The organism is Phyllobacterium sp. P5_D12, from assembly GCF_054049495.1.
Window position 1 is genome coordinate 1 of the sequence record NZ_JBFUMG010000558.1, and the last position, 2,870, is coordinate 2,870.

At 60.0% G+C, this 2,870-nt stretch carries 3 protein-coding genes; 2 read left to right on the forward strand and 1 reads right to left on the reverse strand.

What is annotated here, in order from left to right:
- Positions 1-176: 176 nt before the first annotated feature.
- Positions 177-1,352, forward strand: a complete 1,176-nt coding sequence (gene sucC, locus ACXJ5O_RS23435) for an ADP-forming succinate--CoA ligase subunit beta (RefSeq protein ID WP_457302003.1) — start codon at positions 177-179, stop codon at positions 1,350-1,352.
- A complete protein-coding gene (sucD, locus tag ACXJ5O_RS23440; protein ID WP_457302004.1) occupies positions 1,349-2,230 on the forward strand; it encodes a succinate--CoA ligase subunit alpha in 882 nt (293 codons plus the stop codon). Before sucC ends, sucD begins: the two co-directional genes overlap by 4 nt.
- Before the next feature lie 111 nt (positions 2,231-2,341).
- Here the strand turns inward: sucD and ACXJ5O_RS23445 are convergent.
- Positions 2,342-2,870 (reverse strand): fumarylacetoacetate hydrolase family protein (locus tag ACXJ5O_RS23445; protein WP_457302005.1); only part of this gene is annotated, 529 nt, incomplete at its 5' end.

A 2,870-nucleotide genomic window follows, 5' to 3' on the forward strand; every position in this document is an offset into this window, starting at 1 on the left:
ACCCCCCGGTGCCGCCGTTTTCTTTTCGACCAGGTTGCGGTTGTGGGCGCAGAAATCATAACCTGGCTACCGATTGACAGGTCTGATCTTAGTTGGCATTATGTATTCCACTGACTCGCTGGCGGTACTAAGCATCGCCACACCATAAGCCTATTCGCTTCAGGGAGGAGGCGGCTATGAAGCTTCATGAGTTCCAGTCGAAAGCACTCTTATCCGCCAGAGGCGTCAATGTCCCCGAAAGCCGGGTGGCGCTGACCCCCAGCGAGGCCCGCGAAGCAGCAGAGGCTTTGGGCGTGGACAGGATCGCCGTGAAATCACAGGTTCTGGCGGGAGGCCGCGGCCTTGCTGGCGGCGTCCGTCTGGTCTCATCCCCAGGCGAGGTCGAAGCCGCTGCAGCCGCGATGCTTGGGCGTATTCTCATAACCGAACAGACGGGACCAGCCGGTTGCCGCGTCAACAGAGTGTTGATCGAAACGGCCGTTCGCCCAGTCCGCAGCCTCTATCTGTCGTTGCTCGTCGATGCGGCAAGGGCTGAAATTGCCATCCTTGCCGGTGCTGAAGGGAGCGAGGATATCGAGCAGCGGCTTCAATCGGGCGAAACCCGTCTGGAGAGGCTTTCCCTCGGTACCGGAGATGCACTCGAGAACGCGGCTGTGACTGGCTTGGCCCAGCGTCTTGGCCTCGGTTCCGGTCTTCACTCTGCCTTTGCTTCGCTTCTCGATCAGTTGCGCCTGGCCTTCGTCGAACTCGATGCTACACTCATTGAGCTTAATCCATTGGTGGTGACAGAAGAGGGCAAGTTCGTTGCGGTCGACGTCAAGATGATCATCGACGACAACGCGCTGTTCAGGCATCCCGAACTGGTGGCGCTGCGCGAAGAGCATGACGGCGATGAGATCGAGCTTGTCGCGCAAAATCGCCGGCTCAACTATCTGCGGATGGACGGCAATATCGGTCTGGCTGTCAATGGGGCCGGACTCGGCCTCGCAACGCTCGACATGGTGCGTGCCGCCAATGGCAGCGCTGCGAACTTCATGGATATCCGCACGACGGCCACCAGCCTCGATGTCGCGCATGGATTCACGCTTCTTCTCAACAATCCGGCTGTGCGCTCGATTCTTGTCAATGTGCACGGTGGCGGAATGCAGCCCTGCGATACTATTGCCGACGGTCTCGCCATCGCGATGCGGCGCACGGGCCGCTCCTGTCCGGTTATCGTTCGTCTGGCAGGCAACAATGCCGAATATGCCCGGTTCCGCTTCGCCAATTTCGGCTGCAAGGTGATCGACTGTCCCGACATGTGGACGGCGGTCAGCCGCGCCGTTTCCGCCGCCCATGGAGGAAGATCATGACCATTCTCGTTGATCAGAATACCCGTGTGATCTGCCAGGGCATGACCGGTTGGGCCGGAACGCATTATTCGGCGGCCATGATGGAATATGGAACCCGGATCGTGGGCGGCGTAACTCCCGGCAAGGGCGGAACCTACCATCTGAACCTCCCGGTCTTTGACGAGGTTGCAGAAGCGATGAAAGAGACTGGCGCCAATGCCAGCATGATTTTCGTCCCGCCGGAAAACGCGGCTGCAGCAATGATCGAGGCGATCGAGGCAGGTATGCCGCTTGTCGTGGCTCTGACGGAACGGGTGCCTGTACAGAACATGTTGCGCGTGCGCGCGGCGCTGAAGCAGAGCTCGACGATTCTTGTCGGTCCGAACTCGCAGGGCATCCTTTCGCCGGGCGTCTGCAAGATCGGCGTGATGGCGACCGGCAGCGAGCGAAAGGGCCATGTCGGCATCCTGTCGCGCTCGGCATCGCTGACCAGCGAGGTTATCGCTCAGGTGAGTGCGGCGGGACTGGGCCAGTCGACAACAGTCGGCATTGGCGGTGACGCCATTCACGGCTTGAGCATGCGCGACTGCATGGAGCTGTTCCTTGCTGACCACGATACGCGCGGTGTGATCGCCATCGGCGAGATCGGCGGATCGGAAGAGCAGGAACTGGCGGAGTTTCTTGCCGGGATCAAACCGGACATTCCGGTCGTCGGGCTCGTTGTCGGCCGGTATGCGCCGACGGAACGCCGCATGGGCCATGCCGGGGCTTTCGCACAAAGTGCTGCCAGTGATGCCGGGAACAAGATCAATGCGCTGAAGGATGCCGGTGTGATCATCGCCAAGAGCCCGCATCTCGTCGGCGAAACCATCCGCGAAGCGATGGCCGCAGCGGCCTGAAAGAATATGACGCGTCTGGCCGGAGTTGGATAGAGCGCTGAAACATCCAATGCCGGTTTGATAGAAGAATACCCGGAACCTTGGCTTCCGGGTATTCTCTCATTTTAGAGCCTACTGAACAAATGTCGTCGACAAGGTGCCGATACCCTCGATGGTGACGGAGACCGTGTTGGTCGGATCCTTTATCGAGCCGACGCCGAGCGACGTGCCACAGCAGATCAGATCGCCAGGCTCCAGCGTCATATCCTTCGATAGCGCGCTGACGAGAATTGCCGGGGGAAAGATCATATCGCTTAAGGGATAGTCTTGGCGCAGGGCACCGTTGAGCTCGGTTTTGACATTGCATTCGGCCGGATCGATATCGGTGGCGATGACCGGACCGAACGGACAGAAACCGTCGAAGCTCTTGGCGCGGGCCCATTGTGCGAAGGTCTTGTCGCGGGCGATGATGTCACTCGCCGTCAGGTCGTTGACACAGGTGTAACCGAAAATAGCGGCTGCGGCTTCCTCTTCCGACGCATTGCTGCAGCGTTTGCCGATCACGATGCCAAGTTCGCCTTCATAGCCGACGCGTTCGGTGTAGGAAGGCGGGCGGCGGACCACAGCCTCGGGAGACGCGACACTCGACAGGGCCTTCAAC

Excerpts from the sequence above, each read along its gene's own strand:
- sucC (WP_457302003.1), top strand. The coding sequence starts at position 177 with ATGAAGCTTCATGAGTTCCAGTCGAAAGCACTCTTATCCGCCAGAGGC.
- sucD (WP_457302004.1), top strand. The coding sequence starts at position 1,349 with ATGACCATTCTCGTTGATCAGAATACCCGTGTGATCTGCCAGGGCATG.